At 71.3% G+C, this 24574-nt stretch carries 20 protein-coding genes, 1 rRNA gene and 1 pseudogene; 7 read left to right on the top strand and 15 right to left on the bottom strand.

Features of this window, described 5'->3' with window-relative positions; genetic code table 11:
- Positions 1–128: 128 nt before the first annotated feature.
- Both ACFVXC_RS34305 and ACFVXC_RS34310 read right to left on the bottom strand, forming a co-directional pair.
- The gene (locus tag ACFVXC_RS34305) at positions 129–755 is read right to left on the bottom strand and encodes an NUDIX domain-containing protein (RefSeq protein ID WP_389913581.1); all 627 of its coding nucleotides are present in this window, start codon (positions 753–755) and stop codon (positions 129–131) included.
- An 86-nt stretch (positions 756–841) separates the two neighbouring features.
- On the bottom strand, positions 842–2491 hold the full coding sequence (locus ACFVXC_RS34310; protein ID WP_389913584.1) for a CTP synthase: 1650 nt from the start codon (positions 2489–2491) through the stop codon (positions 842–844).
- Positions 2492–2908: 417 nt separating this feature from the next.
- Here ACFVXC_RS34310 and ACFVXC_RS34315 point away from each other — a divergent pair, with 417 nt between their 5' ends.
- Positions 2909–4714, top strand: a complete 1806-nt coding sequence (locus ACFVXC_RS34315) for a glycoside hydrolase family 15 protein (protein WP_389913586.1) — start codon at positions 2909–2911, stop codon at positions 4712–4714.
- A gap of 234 nt (positions 4715–4948) precedes the next feature.
- Complete coding sequence (locus ACFVXC_RS34320) at positions 4949–6586, top strand: PucR family transcriptional regulator (RefSeq protein WP_389913589.1); 1638 nt, start codon at positions 4949–4951, stop codon at positions 6584–6586.
- Positions 6587–6621: 35 nt separating this feature from the next.
- On the opposite strand, the gene ACFVXC_RS34325 is transcribed toward ACFVXC_RS34320, so the two are convergent.
- The 3 genes from ACFVXC_RS34325 to recN form a co-directional block, all read right to left on the bottom strand.
- Positions 6622–7758, bottom strand: coding sequence for a glycosyltransferase family 4 protein (locus ACFVXC_RS34325; RefSeq protein ID WP_389913591.1), 1137 nt, complete (start codon positions 7756–7758; stop codon positions 6622–6624).
- Positions 7759–8171: 413 nt separating this feature from the next.
- Positions 8172–8984 carry a hypothetical protein gene (locus tag ACFVXC_RS34330; RefSeq protein ID WP_389913594.1) on the bottom strand — a complete coding sequence of 271 codons (813 nt, stop codon included), beginning with the start codon at positions 8982–8984 and terminating at the stop codon, positions 8172–8174.
- Between the two features lie 34 nt (positions 8985–9018).
- On the bottom strand, positions 9019–10746 hold the full coding sequence (gene recN / locus ACFVXC_RS34335) for a DNA repair protein RecN (protein ID WP_389913654.1): 1728 nt from the start codon (positions 10744–10746) through the stop codon (positions 9019–9021).
- A 220-nt stretch (positions 10747–10966) separates the two neighbouring features.
- Here recN and ACFVXC_RS34340 point away from each other — a divergent pair, with 220 nt between their 5' ends.
- Positions 10967–12316, top strand: a complete 1350-nt coding sequence (locus ACFVXC_RS34340) for an FtsX-like permease family protein (protein WP_389913597.1) — start codon at positions 10967–10969, stop codon at positions 12314–12316.
- Positions 12317–12526: 210 nt separating this feature from the next.
- On the opposite strand, the gene ACFVXC_RS34345 is transcribed toward ACFVXC_RS34340, so the two are convergent.
- From ACFVXC_RS34345 to ACFVXC_RS34355, 3 genes are read right to left on the bottom strand one after another with little or no spacing between them, the layout of a single operon-like run.
- Complete coding sequence (locus tag ACFVXC_RS34345; RefSeq protein ID WP_389913601.1) at positions 12527–13432, bottom strand: NAD kinase; 906 nt, start codon at positions 13430–13432, stop codon at positions 12527–12529.
- An 11-nt stretch (positions 13433–13443) separates the two neighbouring features.
- The gene (locus ACFVXC_RS34350) at positions 13444–14259 is read right to left on the bottom strand and encodes a TlyA family RNA methyltransferase (RefSeq protein WP_389913604.1); all 816 of its coding nucleotides are present in this window, start codon (positions 14257–14259) and stop codon (positions 13444–13446) included.
- Between the two features lie 7 nt (positions 14260–14266).
- The gene (locus tag ACFVXC_RS34355) at positions 14267–14602 is read right to left on the bottom strand and encodes a hypothetical protein (RefSeq protein WP_389913607.1); all 336 of its coding nucleotides are present in this window, start codon (positions 14600–14602) and stop codon (positions 14267–14269) included.
- Positions 14603–14644: 42 nt separating this feature from the next.
- On the opposite strand from ACFVXC_RS34355, the gene ACFVXC_RS34360 reads away from it, so the two are divergent.
- A complete protein-coding gene (locus tag ACFVXC_RS34360) occupies positions 14645–14992 on the top strand; it encodes an SCP2 sterol-binding domain-containing protein (RefSeq protein WP_389913610.1) in 348 nt (115 codons plus the stop codon).
- Between the two features lie 10 nt (positions 14993–15002).
- Here ACFVXC_RS34360 and ACFVXC_RS34365 read toward each other — a convergent pair whose 3' ends face one another.
- From ACFVXC_RS34365 to ACFVXC_RS34375, 3 genes are read right to left on the bottom strand one after another with little or no spacing between them, the layout of a single operon-like run.
- Positions 15003–15971: an ABC transporter ATP-binding protein gene (locus ACFVXC_RS34365; protein ID WP_389913613.1), complete on the bottom strand. Its 969-nt coding sequence runs from the start codon at positions 15969–15971 to the stop codon at positions 15003–15005.
- On the bottom strand, positions 15932–16960 hold the full coding sequence (locus tag ACFVXC_RS34370; protein WP_389913616.1) for a FecCD family ABC transporter permease: 1029 nt from the start codon (positions 16958–16960) through the stop codon (positions 15932–15934). Before ACFVXC_RS34370 ends, ACFVXC_RS34365 begins: the two co-directional genes overlap by 40 nt.
- Positions 16957–18000 carry a FecCD family ABC transporter permease gene (locus tag ACFVXC_RS34375; protein ID WP_389913619.1) on the bottom strand — a complete coding sequence of 348 codons (1044 nt, stop codon included), beginning with the start codon at positions 17998–18000 and terminating at the stop codon, positions 16957–16959. The genes ACFVXC_RS34370 and ACFVXC_RS34375 overlap by 4 nt, the downstream gene beginning before the upstream one ends.
- 202 nt (positions 18001–18202) lie before the next feature.
- Between ACFVXC_RS34375 and ACFVXC_RS34380 the strand changes: the two genes are divergently transcribed.
- Positions 18203–18502, top strand: a complete 300-nt coding sequence (locus tag ACFVXC_RS34380; RefSeq protein ID WP_389913657.1) for an ABC transporter substrate-binding protein — start codon at positions 18203–18205, stop codon at positions 18500–18502.
- Positions 18502–19335 (top strand): siderophore-interacting protein, encoded by an 834-nt coding sequence (locus tag ACFVXC_RS34385; protein WP_389913625.1) that lies wholly within the window; start codon positions 18502–18504, stop codon positions 19333–19335. The genes ACFVXC_RS34380 and ACFVXC_RS34385 overlap by 1 nt, the downstream gene beginning before the upstream one ends.
- Positions 19336–19473: 138 nt before the next feature.
- On the opposite strand, the gene ACFVXC_RS34390 is transcribed toward ACFVXC_RS34385, so the two are convergent.
- Entirely contained in the window at positions 19474–20502 is a 1029-nt protein-coding gene (locus tag ACFVXC_RS34390; protein ID WP_389913628.1) for an HAD hydrolase-like protein, read from the bottom strand.
- Between the two features lie 72 nt (positions 20503–20574).
- Between ACFVXC_RS34390 and ACFVXC_RS34395 the strand changes: the two genes are divergently transcribed.
- On the top strand, positions 20575–21852 hold the full coding sequence (locus ACFVXC_RS34395; protein WP_389913631.1) for a DUF1015 domain-containing protein: 1278 nt from the start codon (positions 20575–20577) through the stop codon (positions 21850–21852).
- A gap of 85 nt (positions 21853–21937) precedes the next feature.
- Here ACFVXC_RS34395 and ACFVXC_RS34400 read toward each other — a convergent pair whose 3' ends face one another.
- The 3 genes and pseudogenes from ACFVXC_RS34400 to rrf form a co-directional block, all read right to left on the bottom strand.
- On the bottom strand, positions 21938–22780 hold the full coding sequence (locus ACFVXC_RS34400; protein WP_389913660.1) for a hypothetical protein: 843 nt from the start codon (positions 22778–22780) through the stop codon (positions 21938–21940).
- A 60-nt stretch (positions 22781–22840) separates the two neighbouring features.
- A pseudogene (locus ACFVXC_RS34405) lies at positions 22841–24121 on the bottom strand (hypothetical protein); the annotation flags it as partial.
- Positions 24122–24246: 125 nt separating this feature from the next.
- Positions 24247–24363: ribosomal RNA gene (gene rrf, locus ACFVXC_RS34410) — 5S ribosomal RNA — on the bottom strand.
- Positions 24364–24574: the final 211 nt, after the last annotated feature.

A 24574-nucleotide genomic window follows, 5' to 3' on the forward strand; every position in this document is an offset into this window, starting at 1 on the left:
GCCTAGTTCAGGCCCTGGTCGCTCCCCCGACGAGCGGCGCGCACAAGTCCCCCGATCGGATCAGTAGATCGTCACACCGGAGAACTCCAATGGCCGCCCATGGCCTTCAGTGGCCTCCCATGGCCCCCTCAGGCCTCGAAGGGACGCGCGGGCCACGGCGCGTCCGCCGGGCGCAGCGCGTCGACTCCGTCGCCGCCGAGCACGGCGGTCAGCGAAAGGGCGCCCACGACGAGGCAGTTGTTGTGCAGCTCACCGGCGAGCACACCGCGTACGAGCTCTTCGAGCGGTACGCGCGCCAGCTCCATGTCGGCCTCCTCCTCGGAGACCTCGAAGCGCTCGCCGTCGGCCTCGGAGAGATCCCGGGCGAGGAAGATGCGCACGGCCTCGTCGCAGCCGCCGGGGGTGGTGTAGACGTCGGTCAGGACGCGCCAGTCCTCGGCCTTGACGTGCGCCTCTTCGTAGAGCTCGCGCTGGGCGGCGTGCAGGGGGTTCTCGCCGGGGATGTCGAGCAGCCCGGCCGGGATCTCCCAGAGCTTCTGGCGGACGGGGTGGCGGTACTGGCGCAGGACCAGGACGCGTCCCGCGTCGTCCAGGGCGAGCACGGCGACCGATCCGGGGTGCACCTGGTAGTCACGGTGGACCACGGTGCCGTCGGGCATGACCACGTCGTCGGTGCGGACGGAGGTCTTGTTCCCCACGAAGGGCGTCTGGACCGCCGTGACCTGCCACTCCTCGGCGGTGTCCTTGATCGTCATGTCGCCCTGTCCTCCCACACGTGCAAACAGAAACCGGGGTACGCGCCTCGTAAGGCCCGTACCCCGGCAACCGTATCGCTCTTGCGTTACTTGCTCGTCTTGCGCTCCACGGCGGCCTTCACCAAGCCCGCGAAGAGCGGGTGCGGGCGGGTCGGGCGCGAGCGCAGCTCCGGGTGCGCCTGGGTGGCGACCAGGTAGGGGTGGACCTCGCGGGGGTATTCGACGTACTCGACGAGCTTGCCGTCCGGGGACGTGCCGGAGAAGAGGATGCCGGCCTTCTTCTCGAGCTCGGCGCGGTAGGAGTTGTTCACCTCGTAGCGGTGACGGTGGCGCTCCTCCACGTACTCCTTGCCGTCGTACACCTCACGGGCGATGGAGCCGTCGGCGAGCTTCGCGGGGTACATGCCCAGGCGCATCGTTCCTCCCATGTCGCCCTCGCCCGCGACGATGTCCAGCTGCTCCGCCATGGTCGAGATGACCGGGTGGGCGGTCGCGGCGTCGAACTCCGTGGAGTTGGCGTCGGGGATGTCCGCGAGGTTGCGGGCCGCCTCGACGACGATGCACTGCAGGCCGAGGCAGATGCCGAGCAGCGGCACCTTGTTCTCGCGGGCGTACTGGATGGCGCTGACCTTGCCGTTGACGCCGCGCTCGCCGAAGCCGCCGGGGATCAGGATCGCGTCGACGTCGCCGAGCTGCTTGGCGGCGCCCGCCGGGGTCTTGCAGTCGTCGGACGTGACCCACTTGACCTTGACGCGGGCGCGGTTGGCGAAGCCTCCCGCGCGCAGGGCCTCGGTCACCGAGAGGTAGGCGTCGGGCAGGTCGATGTACTTGCCGACGAGCGCGATGGTGACCTCGTGGTCCGGGTTGTGCACCCGGTCGAGGAGGTCCTCCCACTGGGTCCAGTTCACGTCGCGGAACGGGAGGTCCAGCTTCCGGACCACGTAGGCGTCGAGGCCCTCGGTGTGCAGGACCTTCGGGATGTCGTAGATCGACGGCGCGTCTTTGCAGGCCACGACCGCGTCCTCGTCGACGTCGCACATCAGCGAGATCTTGCGCTTGATGGCGGTCGGCACGTCGCGGTCGGCGCGCAGCACGATGGCGTCCGGCTGGATACCGATGTTGCGCAGGGCCGCGACGGAGTGCTGGGTCGGCTTGGTCTTCAGCTCACCGGACGGGCCGATGTAGGGAAGGAGCGAGATGTGCACGACGAAGACGTTGTCGCGGCCGACCTCGTGGCGGACCTGCCGGACGGTCTCGAGGAAGGGCAGGGACTCGATGTCGCCGACCGTGCCGCCGACCTCCGTGATGACCACGTCGACGTCGTCGGTGGCCATGCGGCGGATGCGGTGCTTGATCTCGTTCGTGATGTGCGGGATGACCTGGACGGTGTCGCCGAGGTACTCGCCGCGCCGCTCCTTGGCGATGACCTGCGAGTAGACCTGGCCGGTGGTGACGTTGGCCGTGCCGTCGAGGTCGACGTCCAGGAAGCGCTCGTAGTGGCCGATGTCCAGGTCGGTCTCGGCGCCGTCGTTCGTGACGAACACCTCTCCGTGCTGGAAGGGGTTCATCGTGCCGGGGTCGACGTTCAGGTACGGGTCGAGCTTCTGCATGGTGACCCGGAGGCCCCTGGCCTTGAGCAGCGCGCCGAGGCTGGAAGCCGTCAGTCCCTTGCCGAGGGAGGAGGCGACACCCCCGGTGACGAAGATGTGCTTGGTCGTCGTGGATTTGGGCTGCATGGCCAAGAGGGGCTCCCGTGGTCGCGGTCTGGAGGGTGCGTACCGGCGTCCGTCCAAAGGGTCTGGAGGAGGTGCCGTCGCTGCGGTTCGGGGGTTCAATGACCACCGGCTCACGGGCTACCAGGGTATCAGCGACGAAGGGAGGCTGCTTCCGGCCACGCTCGACCGCTCACGTCACAACTCCCTCACCTGGTGCTCACCCGTTCGGCGCAGCCTCGTTGCCGGGAGCGGCGCGCAGATCACCTGCGTGCGTCGTATCCTGCTCGGACACTCACTGCCGAGCCGGACCGATCAACGGCAACCACCCCCCGCCCGTTCCGCGGAACAAGAGGCTCGCGCAGTTCGTTTTACAGCGAAGCCTTGACCGTAGAGCGAGCGCCCCGAGAGGGCGACGTGGCCGTTTGACTGGAGTTGCACGTGGCCGGGCGCATCGAGGATTACGCACTCATCGGAGACATGCAGACCGCCGCCCTGGTCTGCCGGGACGGCACAGTCGACTGGCTGTGCCTGCCCCGCTTCGACTCGCACGCCGTCTTCGCCGGATTGCTCGGCACTGAGGAGCACGGGTTCTGGCGTCTGGGGCCTGCTCACAGCCCCGACGCGCAGCCGCCGACAGCCGCGCGGCGCACGTACCGCGGCGATTCACTGATTCTGGAATCCGAGTGGGACACCCCGCGCGGCACGGTCCGCGTGACCGATTTCATGCCGCCGCGCGACACGGACGCCCCGCAGCTCGTGCGGATCGTCGAGGGCGTCAGCGGCCGGGTGCCGATGCGCTCCGCCCTGCGGATGCGCTTCAGTTACGGCCGTGTGGTGCCCTGGGTGCACAAGGTCGACGGGCGCACGGTGGCCGTCGCGGGGCCCGACTCGGTGTGGCTCGACACGTCGACCGAGACGTTCGGCAAGGACCTCACGACGTACTCGGACTTCACGGTCGCGCCGGGTGAGCGGATCGCGTTCACCATCTCGTGGCAGCCCTCGCACAAGGAGCCGCCCGCGCTGCCCGAGCCCGAGAACGCCCTCGTGGCCACGCAGGACTTCTGGCGCGAGTGGGTCGAGCACTGCACGTACCACGGCCCGTACCGCGAGTCCGTGGTCCGCTCGCTGATCACGCTGAAGGCCCTGACGTACGCCCCGACGGGCGGCATCGTCGCGGCACCCACGACGTCACTGCCCGAGGACATCGGCGGCTCCCGCAACTGGGACTACCGCTACACCTGGCTGCGCGACGCCGCCATCACGCTCTCCTCGCTCCTGCGCACCGGATACCGCGAGGAGGCCCGCGCCTGGCGCGAGTGGCTCCTGCGGGCGGTGGCGGGCGACCCCGAGAACCTGCAGATCATGTACGGCATCGCGGGCGAACGTGAGCTCGGCGAGGCGGAGCTGGACTGGCTTCCCGGATACGAGGGCTCGACGCCGGTGCGGGCCGGCAACGGCGCGGCGCACCAGCTCCAGCTCGATGTGTACGGCGAGGTCACCGAGGCCCTGCACCTGGCGCACATGACGGGCCTTGCCCGCAGCGACTACGCCTCGCTGCTCCAGCTCAAGCTGATCCGCTACCTGGAGTCGAACTGGGACCAGCCGGACGAGGGCATCTGGGAGGTGCGCGGCCCGCGCCGCCACTTCGTGCACTCCAAGGTGATGTGCTGGGTCGCCGTCGACCGCACGATCAAGCTCATCGAGTCCGGCGACGCGGACGGCCCCCTCGAGAAGTGGCGCGAGCTGCGCGACGACATCCACCGGGACGTCTGCGAGAAGGGCTACGACAAGGAGCGGAACACGTTCACGCAGTCGTACGGCTCCAAGGAGCTGGACGCCTCGCTGCTGCTCATCCCGCAGATGGGCTTCCTGCCGCCCGACGACAAGCGCGTCATCGGCACGATCGAGGCGATCCAGCGGGAGCTCTCGACGCCGGACGGCTTCATCCTGCGCTATCCGACGACCGGCGACGACGCGGGCGTGGACGGGCTCGAAGGTGACGAAGGTGCCTTCCTCGCCTGTTCGTTCTGGATGGCGGACGACCTGGCGATGATCGGCCGGGTCGACGAGGCCCGCAAGCTCTTCGAGAAGCTGCTCGCGCTCCGCAACGACCTGGGGCTGCTCGCCGAGGAGTGGGATCCGCAGTCGCAGCGCCAGGTGGGCAACTTCCCGCAGGCGTTCAGCCATGTGCCGCTGATCGACACCGCACTGCGGTTGACGGCCAGCGGGGCGTACGGCGGCTAGCCGGGCTCCTCGGACCGGATCGGATCGGATCGGATCGGATCGGACGGCGACGGGTTGCCCGTCGCCGTCCGTTTCCATGTTCGGGTTTCGTGTTCGGGTTTCATGTTCGGGTTTCTGTTCCGGTTTCTGGTTTCACGTCCAAGGCGATGGGTTGTCGGGATATGAGCGGAACAGATCACTCCCGTAACCGGTCGGAGATGTTCCCGGGGCGTATGCGCAGGTAGCGTCCGCCCCATGGAAAGTCAGGGCACGCAGGGCACTCAGGGCGGGATCACCGTGCAGCGGGCCCTGGAACTTCCGGGTCTTCGCGGCGGGCTCCCGGAAGTGGTCGCGGGCGCGGAACGGCTGCAGCGCACGGTGCGGTGGGTGCACGCGGGCGAGGTGCCGAACATCGCCTCGCTGCTCAAGGGCGGCGAGCTGCTCCTGACCACGGGCCTTGGCCTCGGCGCTCGCCCCGCCGAACAGCGCGTCTTCGTGCGCAAGCTCGCCGAGCGCGGCATCGCGGCACTGGTCGTCGAGCTGGGCCCGCGCTTCACGCGGCTCCCCGCGGCGATAGTGGAGACGGCGCGCGCGGCGGGCCTTCCGCTGGTGCAGCTGCACCGCGAGGTGCCCTTCGTGACGGTCACGGAGGAAGTCCACACCGAGATCGTCAACGGCCATTACGCGCTGCTCCAGCGCGCCGAGGAGGTCCACCGGCGCTGCACCCAGGCGCTGCTCGGCGGGGGCGGTGTACCCCAAGTCCTGAACGTTCTCGCGGACTTCAGCGGCAACCCGGTGTTCCTGGAGACGGCGGACGGGCAGCTTCTGTACGCCGCCGGGGCGGGAACCGAGTGCGCCGATCCTCTTCAGGTGTGGGAGGGGCTTCGGGGCCAGCACAAGGAAGGGCCGCCCGCGGGCGCGCTGCTCGTCGACGTGCCGGGCGGTGGGCCCGGTTCCGGCTCGGTGCGCGCCAGGCTGGTGCTGCTCGCCGTGGAGTCCGCGCTGCTTCCGGTGCACCGGATCGCGGCGGAGCGGGCCGCTGGGTCGCTCGCGGTGGTCCTGATGCAGGCCCGGCAGGAGGAGGAGCTCGCCGCACGCGGCCGGGGAGACTTCCTGACCGATCTGGCGGAGGGGCGGATCCTGGCCGACGACGCGCCCGCCCAGGCGCGCGTGCTCGGCTTCAAGCCCGGCGAGAGCCCGCTGCTCCCGGTCGTGATGAGACTCGCGGACGGTCTTCCGCCCGGTGGCGGCTGGGCCGTGCTCGCGCGGGCGGTGGCGGAGGAGCTCGCGGCGGTGGGGGTGCCGGTGCTGCTCGGCGTGCGGCCGGTCGAGGGGCGCGTCCCGCTGCTCCTCGGGCTCCGTTCCGAATCCGAACGCGCCGCGGTGGCCGACCGGGTCGCCACGGCACTGCGGGCAGGGGTCGAACGGGCGGGGATGCAGCGGGCGGGGGCGCTGCCGCCGGTCGTGGTGGTGGGGGTCGCGGGCGGCTGGGCGGCGGCTTCGGCGGGGCTGCGGCACGCCGCGGAGACGGCGACGGCCGCGCAGGGCCTTGTCGACCGCCCCTGGTACGACGCGCGGCGCCTGGACATCGACCTGCTCCTCTGGCGCCTGCACAACTACGACGACTCGGCGCTCGCGGCGTTCGTGGACCGCGCGATCGGCCCCCTTCGCGCCCATGACCGGCGCTCGAAGCCACCGCTGCTTCCCACCCTGCAGACGTATCTGGCCCATGCGGGCCGCAAGGCGGAGACGGCGCGCGAACTGCACCTGAACCGTCAGACGCTGTACAACCGCCTCGCCAGAATCAGTGAACTCCTCGGTACCGACCTGGACGACCCGCAGACGGTGCTCGCGCTGAGCCTGGCCCTGCGGGCGCGCAGGCATGTGGCGTAGGGGCCGCGGGCCTCGGCCTCAGGGCCATCTGAGGGCTACATGGTGAGCGGCTGCGTCAACTCGTCGTAGACACTCAGCACTTGCGCGACCGTCTCGTCCTCGGTCGGCCATGTCGCCGCCTGGGCCGTGCCCTTGTCCTTGAACCTCTCCCTGAGCGCGGGGTCGGCGAGGAGGCGTGCGACGGCGGTGGCCAGGGCCTCGGCGTCGCCGTACCGGACGAGCGTGGCCGCGTCGCCGACGAGTTCGGGGATGCCGCCGACAGCGGTCGCGACGAGCGGCACGCGCGCGTGCAGGGCTTCCTGGGCGAGTACGGAGCGGGACTCCCAGCTGCTCGGCAGGACCACGACGTCGGCCGCGGCGAGCATCTCGGGGACGTCGTCGCGCCGCCCGACGAGCCGGACCGGAAGGCCTTCGTTCTCGATACGACGCTGCAGAGCGCCGCGCTCGGGCCCTTCACCGGCGATGACGAGGAGCGGCAGGGGGTCGAGGTGACGCCATGCGCGGGCGGCGTCGAGGAGGAGGTCGTAGCCCCGCTGCCGTTCGAGCGTGCCGACCGTGACGATCAACGGCCGGTCGACGGCACCGATCTCGGCGCGGGCCTTGTGGCGTGACCCGTCGGGCTCATCGCCCGCACCGGCCGCCGCGCGGGGCGCGGGGAGCGTGACGGGGGCGAGACGGGCGTCTCGCGCGCCCCTGCTGCGGGCGCGGTCGACGAGGTCGGACGAGGTGCCGAGGACCACGGCGGCGGCCTTGGCGACACGCCGCTCCAGCAGGTGCAGGAGGCGGGCGCGCGCTCCTTCCGCCTGTGCGCGGGCGTGCCAGGTGACGACGAGGGGAATGCGGCGGCCGGTGAGCGCGAGGGCGGCACGCAGTGCGGCGTGCAGCCCGTGCGCGTGCACGAGATCGGCGTCGGCACAGGCGAGGCGGAGCGAGGCGACGGACGCTGGATCGCTGCTGCGGGGCACGTGGACGTGCCGGGCGCCGGTGCCCGTCAGGTCGTAGGCCTTCGCCGCCTCGGCGGGGGCGCAGACCGTGACCCGTACGCCCCGCGCGGCGAGGCCCGCGGCGAGCGACCTCACGTGGGCGCTGCTGCCCGCGCTGCCACCGCCCAGTACTTGCACGGTGTGCAGCGAGGTCTGACCTTGCGGTGAGTGGCTGCTCACGTGGCTCACGTAGCCGGGGCTCCTGGGTCGGCGTCGGGGGGCTGCGCCAAGGATGCCAGTCCGTACGGACGTTCCGGCACCAACGAAGGGTCTCTTCCGTGTCTGGGCGGGCAACTCCCTGACCTGGATCACCCACACGGGTGAGGACGACGGGGTTTCATCGCCGCGGATGGCCTGCGGCCCGCAGCATCTTTGCAGCGGGGATATGCCGGAGGGAAGACTTTCAGAGGCTCGGCGTGGCTCGGCGCCCGGGATAGGGCGGGAATTGGACGCCCCTCCCTGGGATTGGGCGACAGGGCGCTCCTTCGCTCTTGAACCCGCCTCTCGCCCGCTGCCTGCGCACTCCGTAGGACCCATAGGACTCCGTAGGACTCCGTAGGACAGGCGACGGCTCAGGACGCGGCTCCCGAAACGTCGGTCGATCACTCGGCAGCGGGCCAAGAGCCTTCAGAAACGGCCTGAGCCCGTCCTCCCGCGAGCGCGCTGACCCTCTCGCCGTACGCGGCGGCCGTCACCAGGCCCGCCGCGTGGACGGCGAGACCCGCGCGGCCGTTGCCCGCGACGATGGCGGCACCGAGTGCCGCGCCCAGGGCGTGCGCTCCCGCGTCGCCGATCATGGCCTGTTCCCCGAAGTCCGCCGGGAACACGGCCGCCGCGGCCCCCATGGAGGCGGCGGAGAGAACCCCGGCGGTGCCTCTGCGCAGCAGCCCAGGCGCCCCCAGCGCGAGGACCGCACCAGCGGCCTTCCCCGGGCGTACGTCCACGAGGTTGACGAAGTGGGCGGTGCCCGCGATCACGACGCCCGCGAGGACCTTGTCCACCGGCCGCTCCTTGAGCAGCGCACCGGCGGCGAGGCCCGCCGCGGAGATGCCGAACAACTTCACGGCCCCACTGGTCACTTCACCGTCCCGCAACGCGCCCAGATGGGCACGCGGGCCCCGGCGCGGATCTCCCTCCCCCGCCACGTCGTCGTACGCCCCACAGGCCCCCGCGGCGAGCACGGCGAGCGCGGCGGCGCTCCGGGTCCTGGCGGGCAGAGTCAGGGTCCCCGCCGCCGCACCGAGAGCGGCGGCGGGCCCGGCGTACAACTCCACTGCCCGCCCCGCGTAGTTCTTCCGCTGCCAGCGGTCGGGGCCGCCGGGGGCACGTGAGCGCAGTGCCGAGGTGGCCGCGCGGGTGACGGCGGCTGCGGCGAGGAGGGCGGTGCGGCGCCGGGCGGGCTTGCAGTCGATCATGCGGGCCAGCCTAGAGCCGGGGCACGGCAGAGCCCTACCCGTCCCCCCGAGCCGTCGCCAACAGCTCCTCCGCGTGCGCCCGCGCGGTCTCCGAGTCCTCCTGACCCGCCAGCATCCGGGACAGCTCCCGCACTCGGTCCTCGCCCTCCAGAACCAGCACGCCGGACCGCGTCACCGACCCGTCGTTGGTCTTCTCGACAAGGAGCTGCCGGTCGGCGAAGGCCGCCACCTGAGGAAGGTGCGTCACGACCACGACCTGCGCCGACTTGGCGAGCCTGGCGAGCCTGCGGCCGATCTCGACCGCGGCCTTGCCGCCGACGCCCGCGTCGACCTCGTCGAAGAGGTACGTCGGAACGGGATCCGTGCCCGCGAAGACGACCTCGACGGCCAGCATCACGCGCGACAGCTCACCGCCGGACGCGCCCTTGGCGATCGGCCGCGGCGGGGCTCCCGGATGCGGGGCGAGGAGGAGTTCCACCTCGTCGACGCCCGACGGGCCATACGCGACGAGGCGTCCGTCGACCGGCACACCGTCCGCGCCGTCGGGCACCTCCGTACCGCTGATGTCGATCGTCACGCGCGCGTGCGGCATCGCGAGCGAGGACAGCTCTTCGGTGACGGCCGCCGCGAACCGCGACGCGGCTTCCTTGCGCGCGTCGGTCAACGCCTGCGCGAGTCCCGCCAGTTCTCCTCTGAGCGCGTCCCGCTCGGCGGTCAGCTCGTCGAGGCGGTCGTCGTCACCCTCCAGTTCGGTGAGCCGTGCGGCCCCCTCCTCGGCCCAGGCGAGCACGGAATCGATGTCAGCGCCGTACTTCCGGGTCAGCTGGGTGAGCGCGGCCCGCCGCTCCTCGACCGCCGCGAGGCGCAGTGGATCGGCGTCGAGGTCGTCGGCGTACCCGGCGAGCTCCCCCGCCACATCGCCGAGCAGAATCCCGATCTCGCCGATCCGCTCGGCGAGAGCGGCCAGGGCGGGGTCGTGGGAACGCACCGCTTCAAGAGCCCGGTGGGCGCCCGCCACCAGCATCGTGGCGTCGACACCCTCCGGGTCCTCGGGGATGCCCGCGAGGGCGGCGTGCGCGGACGTGGCGGCGGAGGCGAGGGCCTCCGCGTGGCCGAGCCGCTCTGCCTCGGCGGCCAGTTCGGTGTCCTCGCCCTCGCGCGGCTCGACACCCGCGACCTCTTCGAGGCCGAAGCGCAGCAGATCCGCCTCCTGGGCCCGTTCACGCGCCCGCGTGGTGATCTCGTCGACCTCGGTCGTCACGGCCCGCAGCCTGCGGTACGCCGCCGTGTACTTGGCAAGGGGCACGGTGACCGCGTCTCCCGCGTACCGGTCGAGCGCCCCGCGCTGCCGGCCCGGCTTGAGCAGCCCCTGCTGGTCCGTCTGTCCGTGCACCGCCACGAGGTCGTCGGCGAGTTCGGCGAGCAGCCCCACCGGGACCGACCGCCCGCCGAGATGCGCGCGGGATCTCCCCTCCGCCGAGACGGTACGGCTGATCAGCAGCGCCCCGTCGTCGAGTTCGGCGCCCGCTTCCTCCGCCCGCACGGCGGCCGAGGCGTCCGCGGGCATGCTGATCCGCCCCTCCACCACCGCCGCCTTGGCACCGATCCGCACCAAGGCGGGATCCGCGCGTCCGCCGAGCAACAGGCCGAGGCTGGTGACCACCATCGTCTTGCCCGCACCGGTCTCGCCGGTCACCGCGGTGAACCCCGGCGACAGCTCCACCACCGCGTCGTCGATGACTCCGAGCGACCGTATCCGCATCTCCTCCAACACGGACACGACCTTACGAGGTCATGGGCCAGGTGTGCGACGGGCCCTGGCTCCCTTCCACCTTCCTTCCACGAAGGCGCAGGTGGCAAAGGCGGACCGAACGGACGCTGTCACCCGCAGGGGGTGGGACCTCAGGGTGGGGATTACCCCACCACGATCTTCCTGACAGCCTCCTGGCGCACAGGTGCCCCAGCACCCCACCCTGACCCCTATGGGAACGGGACTGGCACAGGCGGCGCTGCGCGCGCACCGCCCGGCGTTCGTGGGCACGGCCGTGGCCGCGCTCTTCGCGGCGACGGTGGTGAGCGCGTCGACGATGATGCTCGGCGCGACGGGCACGGACGGACTCTCCGCGCGGGCACGCGAGCAGATCACCGAGAACGGCGTCGGCGACATGGCCGTCGTCCTTCTCATCGGATCGATCTACATGTCGATATTCGTGGTCGCGTCGACGATGGGCACGGCCGTCACGCAGCAGCACCGCGAGCTGGCCATGGTGCGCTCCATCGGCGCCAAGCCCCGCCAGGTCCGCCGCGCGGTGGCCGTACAGGCCCTCGCCGCGTCCCTACCGGCCGCGCTCGCGGGCTTCGTCCTCGGCGGCTTCGTGGCCCGGTGGTGGCATGCGGGCATGATCGCGCACGGTCTGCTCCCCGCCGAGGCGCACTTCCGGTTCGGCTGGGTCGCCCTGCCGGTGTGCCTGGGCGTGGCCGTGGTGACGACGACGCTCGCCGCGCTCCTCTCCGCGCTGCGGTTCTCGCTGCTCCGCCCGGCCCGCGCCCTGAGCGAGGCGGCGACCGGACGGCGGGGACTCGGCATACTCCGGGCGCCGCTCGGCCTGATCGCGGTCGCGGGGGCGTGCGTGGTCTCGGTCCTGCTGTCCAAGCAGCCCGCGGACGAGGCGAGCGAGGGGGCGTTCCTCGTCCTGATCCTCTTCTGCGTCGGCGCGGGGCTGCTCGGCCCGCGGATCATCGGGCCCGCGGCCTGGCTGGTCTCCGCACCGGTGGGCCGGTTCGGCGGCAGCGCGCGCCTGGCGATGCTCAACATCCGCTCGCAGCCCCGCCGTTTCTCCGCCGCGGTCGTGCCGCTCGTCCTGGTCGTCGGGTTCGGCCTGACCAAGATCGGCATACACACCACGGCGCAGCACCACACGGGGTCGGCGGGCAGCACGGGCGAGGTCTGGCTCGACTACGTGGGCACGGGTCTGTACGCGGGCTTCGCCGCGATCGCCGCGGCGAACACCCTCGCCATGATCTCCTTCGAGCGCCGCCGCGACATAGCCCTGCTGCGCGTGGTCGGCAGCCAGCGCGCCCAGCTGCGGGCCATGGCGGCATGGGAGGCCGTGGTCGTCGCGGGCACCGCGCTGCTGCTCGGCACGGCGATCGCGCTCGGCACGCTCGCGCCGATCCTCAGCACGGCCTTCGGCTCGTCGGTCCCCTACCTGCCATGGGCCGTACCGACGGGGATCACCGCGGGCACCTTGCTGCTCACGCTGCTGGCCACGGGGCTTCCGGTGGGCGCGGTCATGCGGAAGCGGGCAATCTCCGTGGTCTGCTCCACGTAGCCGGGAGGTCTGCTCCACGTAGCCGGGATCCGTGGGTCTGCTCCACGTAGCCGGGATCCGTGGGTCTGCTCCACGTAGCCGGGATCCGTGGGTCTGCTCCACGTAGCCGGGAAGGACGCGCCCCGTGAGGGGCGGGGAACCGCGCGACCGGCCAGCGACCCGAAGTGTCCGTGCCACGCAGCCCACACGAACCGCGCCTCCGACGGAACGCTAGTGAGGCGCCCCGCGCCATCCAGACACCGGCAGCGCGAACTTGGCCACGAGCCGGTCGGTGAACGACGCGTGATGCAGTCGCGCGAGGCGTACCGGCACCCCGCCCCTGCGCACCTCGACCCGGGCGCCCGGCGGCAGCTCCACGGTGCGCCGCCCGTCGCACCACAGCACCCCGTGCGGCGTGTGCGGCTGGACCTCGACGGCGAGCACCGAGTCCGGCGAGGTCACCAGGGGCTTGGCGAACAGGGCGTGGGCGCTGATCGGCACCATCAGGAGCGCCTCCACCTCCGGCCACACCACGGGCCCGCCCGCGGAGAAGGCGTACGCGGTGGAGCCGGTCGGCGTCGCGCACACGATGCCGTCGCAGCCGAAGCCGGTGACCGGACGCCCGTCGATCTCCAGGACGACCTCGAGCATCCGCTCGGCGGACATCTTCTGCACGGCCGCTTCGTTCAGCGCCCAGTCGCGGTGCACGACATCGCCGTTGCTGTGGACGATGACGTCGATGGTCATCCGCTCCTCGACCTCGTACGCCTTGGTCACCACCCGGTCGACGACCTTGTCGAGGTCGTCGCGCTCGGCCTCGGCCAGGAAGCCGACGCGCCCCAGGTTCACGCCGAGCATCGGCACCCCGGAGGCGCGGGCGAACTCGGCGCCGCGCAGCAGCGTGCCGTCGCCGCCGAGGACGACGAGCAGTTCACAGCCGTCGAGACACTGGGGGGTGGCCTCCTTCACCGTGCCGACCTCGGGCGGCAGCGGCAGATCGACCGCCTCCGCCTCTAGGACCCGTACGCCGATGCCGCTGCGAAGCAGCCCCTGGACGACGAGTTCGGCACTGCGGATGGCGGCAGGCCGTCCGGTGTGCGCGAGCAGGAAAACGGTACGAGCTCGGGTCTGGGTCACTCGGGTCTGGGTCAACGGGGCCCCTCCGCCACGGCACGGTCAACGTCCGCCGGGTCGAGTTCAGGCGCCCCGGCACGCAGCCACAGAAAGTACTCGACATTTCCGGAAGGTCCGGGCAGCGGGCTCGCGGTCACGCCACGCACACCGAGCCCGAGCCCCCACGCTTGGCGCGCCACACCGCGCACGGCGTCGGCCCGCAGTTCCACACTGCGCACCACACCGCCGGTGCCCAGGCGCTCCTTGCCCACCTCGAACTGCGGCTTGACCATCAGGACCAGGTCGGCGTCCGGGGCGGCACACCGCACGAGGGCGGGAAGGACCAGGCCGAGCGGGATGAACGAGAGGTCGCCGACGACCAGGTCGACAGGGGTGTCGTCGATGGCGTCCAGCGTCAACTCGCGTACGTTCGTACGGTCCTTGACGGTGACCCTGTCGTCGCTCTGCAGCGACCAGGCGAGCTGGCCGTACCCGACGTCCACGGCGACGACGCCCGCGGCGCCGGCGCGCAGCAGCACATCGGTGAAGCCGCCGGTGGACGCGCCCGCGTCGAGCGCGCGCCGCCCTTCGACGACCAGGCCCTGCGGTACGAACGCGGCGAACGCGCCCGCCAGCTTGTGGCCGCCGCGCGAGACATAGTCGGGGTCGCTGTCGTCGGTCGCGACCACGATGGCGGCTGCGGTCTCCACCTGCGTCGCGGGCTTCGTCGCGGTGTTCTTGTCGACGGTCACCCGGCCGGCGGCGATCAGCTGGCTGGCGTGCTCGCGCGAGCGCGCCAGCTTGCGTCGGACCAGTTCGGCGTCGAGGCGGCGGCGTGCCACTCCTGCCACGTTCTGTTCAGCTCCTGTTGTACGGGGGTGAGTGCGGGGACGGAGCCGAGGGCGTCCCCATGGGTGAGGGCGCCGGCGGCCCGGGGCGTGCGTCGAGCGCGGTCAGCGCGTCTCGCAGTCCCCGGTGTACATCCTCGTACACCTCGATGTGGCCGTCCGTGGCGAGGTGGTCGGCGTCGCCGAGACGCCGCAGCAGGCCGTCGACCTCGGCGTCACCGGTCGGGACGCGCTCCACCCCGAGGGGCGCGGGCCCGACGGGGTCGTACGTCTCCGCCTCCGCCGCGGCTTCTGCGGCCCCGGGCTCCACCGGCTCGGGCTCGGGGCCCGGCAACGAGTCGCTCATGCCCCGACGCTACCCCGAAGCGCTGCGGTACCGTCGATCACGATGGCGACGATCGAAGAGTGCCGCACGGCGCTCGACAAACTCTCGGACAACCTGGCGGGCGCCGAAGGCGGCGCACGCAGCGCCGCCGCGCTCGACCGCTCGCTGAGCTGCCGCATCACCGATCTTGACGTGACCTTCACGGGCCGCCTCGAGAACGGCCGGATCAGGGTGCTCGACACCCACGCGGGCGCCCCTCACACGAAGGCGGAGATCCGCCTCGCCATGTCCGGCGACGACCTGGTGGCGATGGTGGACGGCGATCTGAACTTCGCGAAGGCCTGGGCCTCCGGCCGGGTCAAGCTGGAGGCGGGCCTGCGCGACATGCTCCGCCTCAGGTCGCTGCTTTAGCCCCGGCACCTCAGGTCGCCGCTTTGGCCCCGGCCGCAGCGGCTTCGGCCGCTCCGGCCGCCGCCCTCGTACGCACCCGCCGCGACGCGGGCACCACCAGCGGGGTCCCGGTCTCCGGGTCGTCGATGATCTGGCAGTCCATCCCGAAGGTGTCCCGTACGAGCTCCCTCGTGACGATGTCGGACGGCGCGCCCTCGGCGACGACCTCGCCGTCGCGCAGGGCTATGAGGTGGGTGGCGTAGCGCGCCGCGTGGTTGAGGTCGTGCAGGACGGCGACCAGCGTGCGGCCCTGTTCCTCGTGCAGGTCGGCGCAGAGGTCGAGGACGTCGATCTGGTGCTGGATGTCGAGGAACGTCGTCGGCTCGTCCAGGAGCAGCAGCGGAGTCTGCTGCGCGAGCGCCATCGCGATCCAGACGCGCTGGCGCTGACCGCCGGAGAGTTCGTCGACATAGCGATCGGCCAGCTCGGCCACACCGGTCGACGCCATCGACTCGCCCACGATCCGCTCGTCGTCCGCCGACCACTGGCGCAGGAGCCCTTGGTGCGGATAGCGCCCGCGCGCGACCAGGTCGCCCACCGTGATCCCGTCGGGCGCGATGGAGGACTGCGGGAGCAGACCGAGCGTCCGCGCCACCTTCTTCGCGGGCATCGACTGGATGACGTTCCCGTCGAGCAGGACGCGGCCCGCCGAGGGCTTGAGCATCCGGGACAGGGCGCGCAGCAGGGTGGATTTGCCGCAGGCGTTCGGGCCGACGATCACCGTGAAGGAGTTGTCGGGGATCTCGACGGACAACTTCTCCGCGATGACGCGCTGGTCGTAGCCAAGGGTCACGCCGTCCGCGATGAGCCGGTTCACTGCGGCACGCTCCTGCCTGTCGGTGCTCTCAGAGGTATTCGTGGAGAAATCAGAGGTGTTCGCATCCACGGTGACGCGCGCCTTCATATCCGCCCCGCCTTGCGCTCGATGACGAGGAGCCACAGCAGATAGATGCCGCCGAGTACGCCCGTGACCACGCCGACGGGCAGTTGATCGGCGCCGAAGGCCCGCTGCGAGGCCCAGTCCGCGACGATGAGGAGGGTGGCGCCCATGAACATGGCGGGCAGCAGGTTCGGCCCCGGCGAGCGGGTGAGCCGCCTGGCGAGCTGCGGCGCGGTGAGCGCGACGAAGCTGACGGGGCCCGCCGCCGCGGTGGCGGCGGCGGTGAGCAGCACGGCCGCGCCCATCAGGACGATGCGGGTGCGCTCGACGGGCACGCCGAGCGCGTACCCGACGTCGTCGCCCATCTCCAGCATCCGCAGCGGACGGGCGTACGTCATGACGAGCGGCACGAGAATCGCGCAGAGGATGAGCAGGGGCCAGACCTGGTCCCAGTCCCGGCCGTTGAGGGAGCCGGTCATCCAGACGACGGCGCGCGCGGCGTCGACGATGTCCGCCTTGGTGAGCAGATAGCCGTTGATGGCGGTGACGAAGGCGGAGACGCCGATGCCGACCAGGACGAACCGGAAGCCGTGCACGCCCCGTTTCCAGGCGAGCACATAGATCGCGAAACCGGTCACCAGACCGCCCACGAGCGCGCCGCCGGCGACCTGCACCGCGCTGCCCTGGAAGAGGACGATCATGATGAGCGCGCCCGCGGTGGAGCCCTGACCGAGGCCGAGGATGTCCGGACTACCCAGCGGATTGCGCGAGATGGACTGGAAGATCGCGCCGCCGAGCCCGAGCGCGGCCCCCACGAGGAGGCCGACGAGGACCCGCGGAAGGCGCAGGTCGTTGATGATGAACTCCTGCCCGGCGTCTCCGCTGCCGAGCAGGGTGCGGATGACGTCGGCGGTGGGGATGTAGAAGTCGCCGGTGCCGATCAGGACGACGCTCGCGGCGAGCGCGGCCACGATGAGCACGGCGACGACCACGGCCGTGCGGACGTCGAGTCGGAGGCTGAGCCCGCCCCGGGTGCGTATCGCCTTCACAGCTGAGCCAGCCTCCGCCGTCGTACGAGAAAGATGAAGACCGGAGCGCCGATCAACGCGGTGATGATGCCGACCTGCAGCTCCGCGGGCCGCGCGACGACGCGTCCCACGACGTCGGCGCCGAGCAGCAGGACCGGCGAGAGGATCGCCGCGTACGGCAGGATCCAGCGCATGTCGGGCCCGGTGAAGGAGCGCACGACGTGCGGCACCATCAGGCCGACGAACATGATGGGCCCGCAGGCCGCGGTCGCCGCCCCGCAGAGCAGCGTCGCGGCGGCCATGGACAGGGCGCGGGTGCGGTTCAGGTGGGCGCCGAGCGCGCGGGCTGTGTCGTCGCCCATGGCCATGGCGTTGAGCGGCCGGGCGAGGCCAAGGGCGAGCACGATGCCGATCACGAGGAAGGGCAGGACCTGCACGATGGTCTCGTTCTTGGCCGAGGCCAGGGAACCGACCGTCCAGAAGCGCATCTTGTTGAGCGCGGCGTTGTCCGTGATCATCACGGCCTGCAGATAGCCGTAGAGCGCGGCGCTCAGCGCGGTTCCGGCGAGTGCGAGCCGTACGGGCGTGGCGTTACGGGTCCCGCCGAGGGCATAGACGGCGGCGCCGACAACTGCCGCTCCGAAGAAGGCGAACCACACGTAGCCGCTCAGCGAGGTGACGCCGAAGAAGCTGATGGCGGTGACGACGGCGGCCGACGCACCGAGGTTGATACCGAGCAGCCCCGGGTCGGCCAGCGGATTGCGCGTCAGCGCCTGCAGGACGGCTCCGGCGAGACCGAGGGCCACGCCGACGAGCACTCCGAGCAGCGTCCGCGAGAGCCGCTCCTGGACGACGACATCGCCGTACGTCCCGGTGTCCTGGAAGAGGCCGTGCCAGACCTGGTCGAGGGACATCTGCTTGGCACCGACAGCGATGCTCGCCACCACGACGAGCAGCAGCACACCGACCGAGACGAGGAGCCCGGCGGTGCGTATCGCGCGGCGGTTGGGAGGCGCGGGGGCTGTCTCCGCGCCGGCTTCGGGGGGACTGTCGACCAACACCAGGTTAGGTTAGCCTACCCTCGCAGTTGACTTCGACGAGAGAAGCACCACCTATGCGCGCCCGCCGCCCGATACCTCCTGCTCAGACCCGTCATGGTGCGCCCGGCGTGAGCGGGGCCCCGGGCATCGGCGGACCCTTGACAGCATGGGCTGGCGGCGCCGATGACGCAACGTCGTCGCCTTCATCAGCACCGCCGCCGCCCTGCACGACTACGGCGTCGAGTTCGTCGAGGGCGAGAAGAGCGACGAGTGGGGCTTCTGGGAGTTCCTCAGCTGGGAGAACGCCGACAAGTACGACGCCGACCTCATCATGATCGACAACCGCACGAGCGCCATGCCGCCCAAGGAGCTCGCGAAGAGACCCGCCTGGGCGCTGCTCCCCGCCGTCAAGGCCGGCCAGACCGTGCCGTGGTCCATGGAGGAGCGCTCCAGCTACGCCGGTCACGCCCCCGTGCTCGAACAACTCGCCACCGCGATAGAGAAGTCGAAGAGGCTCACCTGATGACTGCGTCCCCCTACCACTTCTTCGATGTCCACGTGCTGCGCACCGAGTTCGTCACCCCCGCCATGATCCGCGTGGCCCTCGGCGGCGACGGTCTGGCGGGGATGGCGTCGGCGGGCCGCGACCAGCGCATCAAGGTGTTCCTGCCGCATCCGGGGCAGGACGCCCCCGTCATGCCGGACACGACGGGCGAGAACGCGGCCAACTGGTACGCCGACTGGTGCGCCCTCGATCCCGATGTCCGGGGCATCATGCGTACCTACACCACGCGTGAACTGCGCCGCGACCCCGACGAACTGATCGTCGACTTCGCGGTCCACGGCCCCGCTCCCTCGCCCTTCGACGGCCCGGCCACCAGCTGGGCACGCAGCGCCCTGCCCGGCGCCCGGATCGGCGTGCTCGCCCCGGTCGACGAGGAGAACGGCGCGTACGAGTTCAGGCCGCCGCAGGACACCGACTGGGTCCTGCTGGCCGCCGACGAATCGGCGCTCCCGGCGATCGCGGCCATCCTGGAGACGCTCCCGCCCGCCACGCCGACCCGCGTGTGGATCGAGGTCCACGACCTGGCGGACAAGCTGGAGCTGCCGACCAAGGCCGACGCCGAGATCACCTGGCTCACCGAGGAAGGCGCGACACCGTCGGCGATCCAGGCCGCGGAGCTGCCCTCGGGCACCCCGTACGCCTTTGTCGCGGGCGAGGCCGCCACGGTCAAGGCGGTCCGCCGCCACTTGGTCCGCGACCGCGACTTCGACCGCAAGCGGATCTGCTTCTCCGGCTACTGGCGCAAGGGCACCACCACGGACGAACTGATCGACCGCAACGAAACCGCCTGACCCTCACCCCTCCCCCATCCCCTGCTGCCTCTCCTGCGCTGCCCCGTGCGGGGCCGCGTCCGCCCGTCGGCCGGGGCTCCGCACGGGGCAGCCGTCTGAGCCACCCGGCTTCACACCCCCGCCCCTGCACCCCCGCCGCTACACCCCCAGCCGCGCCAACGCCTTCTCCCCGTCCAGCGCGCACTTCCCGTCCCCCGCCTGAGTCCACGCCGCCGCACACAGCGCCCGCAACCCGTCCAGCGCCTCGCCCTCGCCGTCGAGCACCAGCTCGTGCCCCCGCGCCGACGCCGTCCACCCACCGCAGCCGAAGCCGCCCTCGGCCGGGGTCACTTCGGGCTGCCCGGTCAGCATGCCGCGCAGGTCCGCGTCCACGTACGTAGGCCGGTGCTCGGGCGGGGCCGCAAGGAGCTGGGCGCCGTCCGTGACCCCCGTCAGGACGAGCAGCGAGTCCACCTCTCCGTTGAAAGCGCCCTCGATGTCCGTGTCGAGCCGGTCCCCCACGACCAACGGCCGCTCGGCGCCCGTCCGCAGGATCGTCTCGCGGTGCATCGGAGGCAGCGGCTTGCCCGCCACCTGCGGCTCCGCGCCCGTCGCGATGCGTACGACCTCGACCGCCGCGCCATTGCCCGGCGCGATGCCCCGCGCACTCGGAATCGTCAGGTCGGTGTTGGACGCGAACCAGGGCAGTCCGCGCGCGATCCCGTAACAGGCCTCGGCGAACCGCCCCCATGCCATGTCGGGGCCGCCGTACCCCTGCACGACCGCCACGGGGCCGTCGTCCGCCGACTCGACAGGCTCGAGCCCGCGCTCCCGCAGCGCGACCCGCAACCCCTCCCCGCCGATCACGAGCACCCGCGCGCCCGCGGGGACCTGCTCGCTCACCAGGCGCGCCGCCGCCTGCGCGGACGTGATGACGTCCGATGCCCCGGTGGGAATGCCGAGCTCGCTCAGATGCTCGGCCACCGCGTCCGGCGTGCGCAGCGCGTTGTTCGTGACGTACGCGAGATGCATGCCCCCCGCGCGGGCCGTCCCGAGCGAATCGACGGCGTGCGCGATCGCGTGCCCACCCGCGTACACCACCCCGTCCAGGTCGAGCAGCGCGGTGTCATACGCCTCACTCAGCACATTTCGGCTGCCCGCGGGCCGTGTCCTGACGGTCTGGCTCATTACGCATCGCTCCTCGATCGATCCCACTCCCCCGATCATCGCTCATGCCACTGACACACATACGATGCAGCAATGAACACAGCGGGTCATACCGACGACCAAGGCCTCGACCTGATCCCGTTCCGAGGCGTGCGCTACGTCCCCGAGCAGGTAGGCAGCCTCTCCGCCGTGACGTCCCCTCCGTACGACGTGGTCGTACGGCCCGACGGCCTGCTCCACCTGGAGTCCGCCGACCCGCACAACATCGTCCGGTTGATCCTCCCGCAGGCCACCACACCGGCGGCCCGCAACGAACAGGCGGCGCAGACCCTGCGGGCCTGGCTCTCCCAGGGCATCCTGGCGCCCGACCCGGAACCCAGCCTCTACGTCTACGAGCAGCGCGACGCCGACATCCTGCAGCGCGGCATCATCGGCGCCCTGCGCCTCTCCGAGGCCGAGGACGGCATCGTCCTGCCCCACGAAGGCGTCATGCAGCACGTCGTGGAGGACCGCGCGGGCCTGATGCGCGCGACGAGCGCCAACCTCGAACCACTGCTCCTGACCTACCGCTCGAACGGCGACGCCACGGGCGCGACGGCCGTCGTCGAGCGCACCGTGGACACCGAGCCTCTCCTGTCGACGACCACGGAGGACGGCTTCAGTCACCGCTTGTGGGCGGTCACCGACCCTGCCGATCTCGCCGAGATCCAGTCAGATCTCCTCCGCCATCAGGCCCTGATCGCGGACGGGCACCACCGCTGGGCGACCACCCTGCGACTGCGCTCGGAACACCCGTCACCCAGCCCTTGGGACTACGGCCTGGTCCTCCTGGTGGACACCGCGCGCTACCCCCTGCGGGTCCGCTCCATCCACCGCTACCTGCACCGGCTCCCGGTCCCGGACGCCCTGGCGGCCCTCACGGACTCCTTCCGCATACGCACCGTCGAAGGCCCCCTGCCGCGCGCCCTCGAAGCATTGGGCGAAGCCGCGGCGGAAAGCAACGCGTTCCTCCTCGCGGGTGACGGCGGCTTCCACCTCATCGACCGCCCGTCCCCGGACCTCCTGGCCCGTACGATCCCCGCCGACCCGCCCGAGGCCTGGCGCACCCTGGACGCGACGGTCCTGCACTCCACGCTCCTCGACCACATCTGGCAGATCCCGGACGCGCCGGAGCACATCGCGTACATCCACGACACCGCGGCGACCGTGGAGAAGGCGGAGCGCGACGGCGGCACGGCCGTACTGATGCACCCGGTCCGCGAAGAAGTCGTACGCGATCTGGCCCGCCAGGGGGTCACGATGCCCCGCAAGTCCACGTCCTTCGGCCCCAAGCCGGCATCGGGCCTGGTCCTGCGCGACCTGGACTTCTGAACTTCCGCACCGCGCATACGAGAACGGGCGGGACCCCTGATGGGATCCCGCCCGTTCTCCGCGACCAGGTGACTAGCCGACCAGGTCAGCGCTCAGACTTACCGCTGTCCTCGCCGTCGTCCTCGCCGTCGTCCTCATCGTCATCGTCATCGTCCTCATCGTCGTCGTCCTCCTGGACTTCGTCCTCATCCTCCTGGACGGGGGTGACGTCGGCGACCACGGGCTCCGAGACCGGCGCCTCGGCGTCGTCCTGAAGCACGTCGACGAACTCGACACCCTCCAGCTCGGCAAGACGGTCCGACGCGTCGGTGCTGCCGTCCTTGTCGGACTCGACGACCTTCGCGAACCACTCGCGCGCCTCCTCCTCACGACCGGCGGCGAGCAGCGCGTCGGCGTACGCGTAGCGCAGCCGCGCGGTCCACGGCTGGACGGAGTTCGACGCCAGCTCGGGACCCTGCAGGGTGACGATGGCGGCATCGGTCTGACCCAGGTCCTGACGCGCACCGGCGGCGACGAGACGCATCTCGACCTGGCCCGGCTTGTCCAGCTTCTGCACCTCGGGCGCACCGGCCATGTCCAGCGCCTTCTCGGGCCGGCCAAGACCGCGCTCGCAGTCCGCCATGACGGGCCAGAGCTCGACGCTGCCGGTCATCCGCCGGGCGGCCCGGAACTCGCCGAGCGCCTCGTTGTAATTCTGAGTCGCGTACGCGGCGAAGCCCGCGGCCTCTCGTACGGCTGCGACACGCGAGGCGAGCTTCAGCGCGATCCGCGAGTAGGCGTACGCCTGCTCGGGGTCGTCGTCGATGAGGTTGGCGACCATCACCAGGTTCCTGGCGACGTCCTCAGCGAGCCCCTTGGGAAGGCTCTGCAGTTCCTGCTTGACGTCCTTGTCGATCTCGTGACCCGTGACGTCATCGGGGATCGGCAGCCGCTTGATGGGCTCGCGGTCACGGTCGTCACGCCCGCGGTAGCCACCACGGTCGCCGCCGCGGTCGTCACGCCGGTCATCGCGCCCACGGAACCCGCCGGGCCGCCCGCCACGGCTGTCGTCACGCCGCGGCCCACGGTCATCGCGCCCGCCGCGGTAGCCTCCGCGGTCACCACCACCACGGTTGTCGTCACGGCGGTCACCACCGCGGTCGCCACCGCGGTCATCACGGCGGAACCCGCCACGGTCGCCACCGCCACGGTTGTCGTCACGCCGGTCGTCACGCCGGTCATCGCGCTGGAAACCGGGACGGTCGCCACCACGGGGCCGGTCGTCGCGGCGGTCATCACGACGCTCGTCGCGACGGAAGCCACCACGGTTGTCACCGCCGCGGTCGCCACCACGATTGTCGTCACGACGGAAGCCACCACGGTCGCCACCGCCGCGGTTGTCATCACGCCGGTCATCGCGCCGGACCGCCGGGCGATCCCCGTCACGACGGAACCCGGGACGGTCGCCGCCACCACGGTTGTCGTCACGACGGAAGCCACCGCGCTCACCACCGCGATCGTCCCGACGGTCGTCCCGACGGAAGGGCGGACGGTCGCCATCGCGCCGGTCGTCACGGCGCGGAGCACCAGAAGTCGAGCGGTCATCACGGCGGAACTGGGGACGGTCACCGTCACGGCGGTCGTCACGGCGCGGGCCGCCGGAAGTCGAGCGGTCGTCACGGCGGAACTGGGGACGGTCACCGTCACGGCGGTCGTCACGGCGCGGGCCGCCGGAGGTCGAGCGGTCGTCACGGCGGAACTGGGGACGGTCACCACCGCCACCACGGTCGTCGCGCCCGCGGTAGCCACCGCCACCACCGCCGCCACCACGGTTGTCATCGCGGCGGAAGCCACCACGGTCGCCGCCGCCACCGCGGTTGTCGTCACGGCGGAAGCCACCACGGTCGCCGCCACCGCCGCGGTTGTCGTCACGGCGGAACTGGGGACGGTCACCGTCACGGCGGTCGTCACGGCGCGGAGCGCCGGAAGTCGAGCGATCGTCGCGGCGGAACCCGCCACGGTCGCCGCTGCCGCCGCCACGGTTGTCGTCACGGCGGAAGCCACCGCGCTCGCCACCGCGGTCGTTGTCACGACGCGGAGCACCCCGGTCGCGGTCGTCACGGCGGGGGCCACCGGAGGTGGGGCGGTCGTCGCGGCGGAACGGAGGACGCCCACCGCCACTGCGGTCGTTGTCGCGACGCGGTGCGCCGCCACGGTTTCCGCCCCGGTCGCCACCGTCCCGGCTGCGCTCGCCGCGCTCCGGTCGCTCGTCGGGAGAGTTGGTGGACATCGGTGACTCCTAGTCTTCGGTACCGCAGTCATTCTTGCGCAGCCGGGTAGCCGGCGCGCTTCGACAAAACAAAAAGGACCCTTGGTCCCAGCGTGGACGCTGGGACCAAGGGTCCTCCAAAGATTGTTCGGCGGCGTCCTACTCTCCCACAGGGTCCCCCCTGCAGTACCATCGGCGCTATGAGGCTTAGCTTCCGGGTTCGGAATGTAACCGGGCGTTTCCCTCATGCTATGACCACCGAAACCCTATGAAATATCCCGCCGCAAAGCGGGATCTCAAACAGGGCAGCGAACAAGCACACTCTTCAATTAAGTGGTGTAGCTGTTCAGCCGACACAACTGTTCGTTGTTTCAGAACTAACACAGTGGACGCGAGCAACTGAGGACAAGCCCTCGGCCTATTAGTACCAGTCACCTCCACCCGTTGCCGGGCTTCCAGATCTGGCCTATCAAC

Source organism: Streptomyces sp. NPDC058257, assembly GCF_042881845.1.
Classification (GTDB): Bacteria; Actinomycetota; Actinomycetes; order Streptomycetales; family Streptomycetaceae; genus Streptomyces.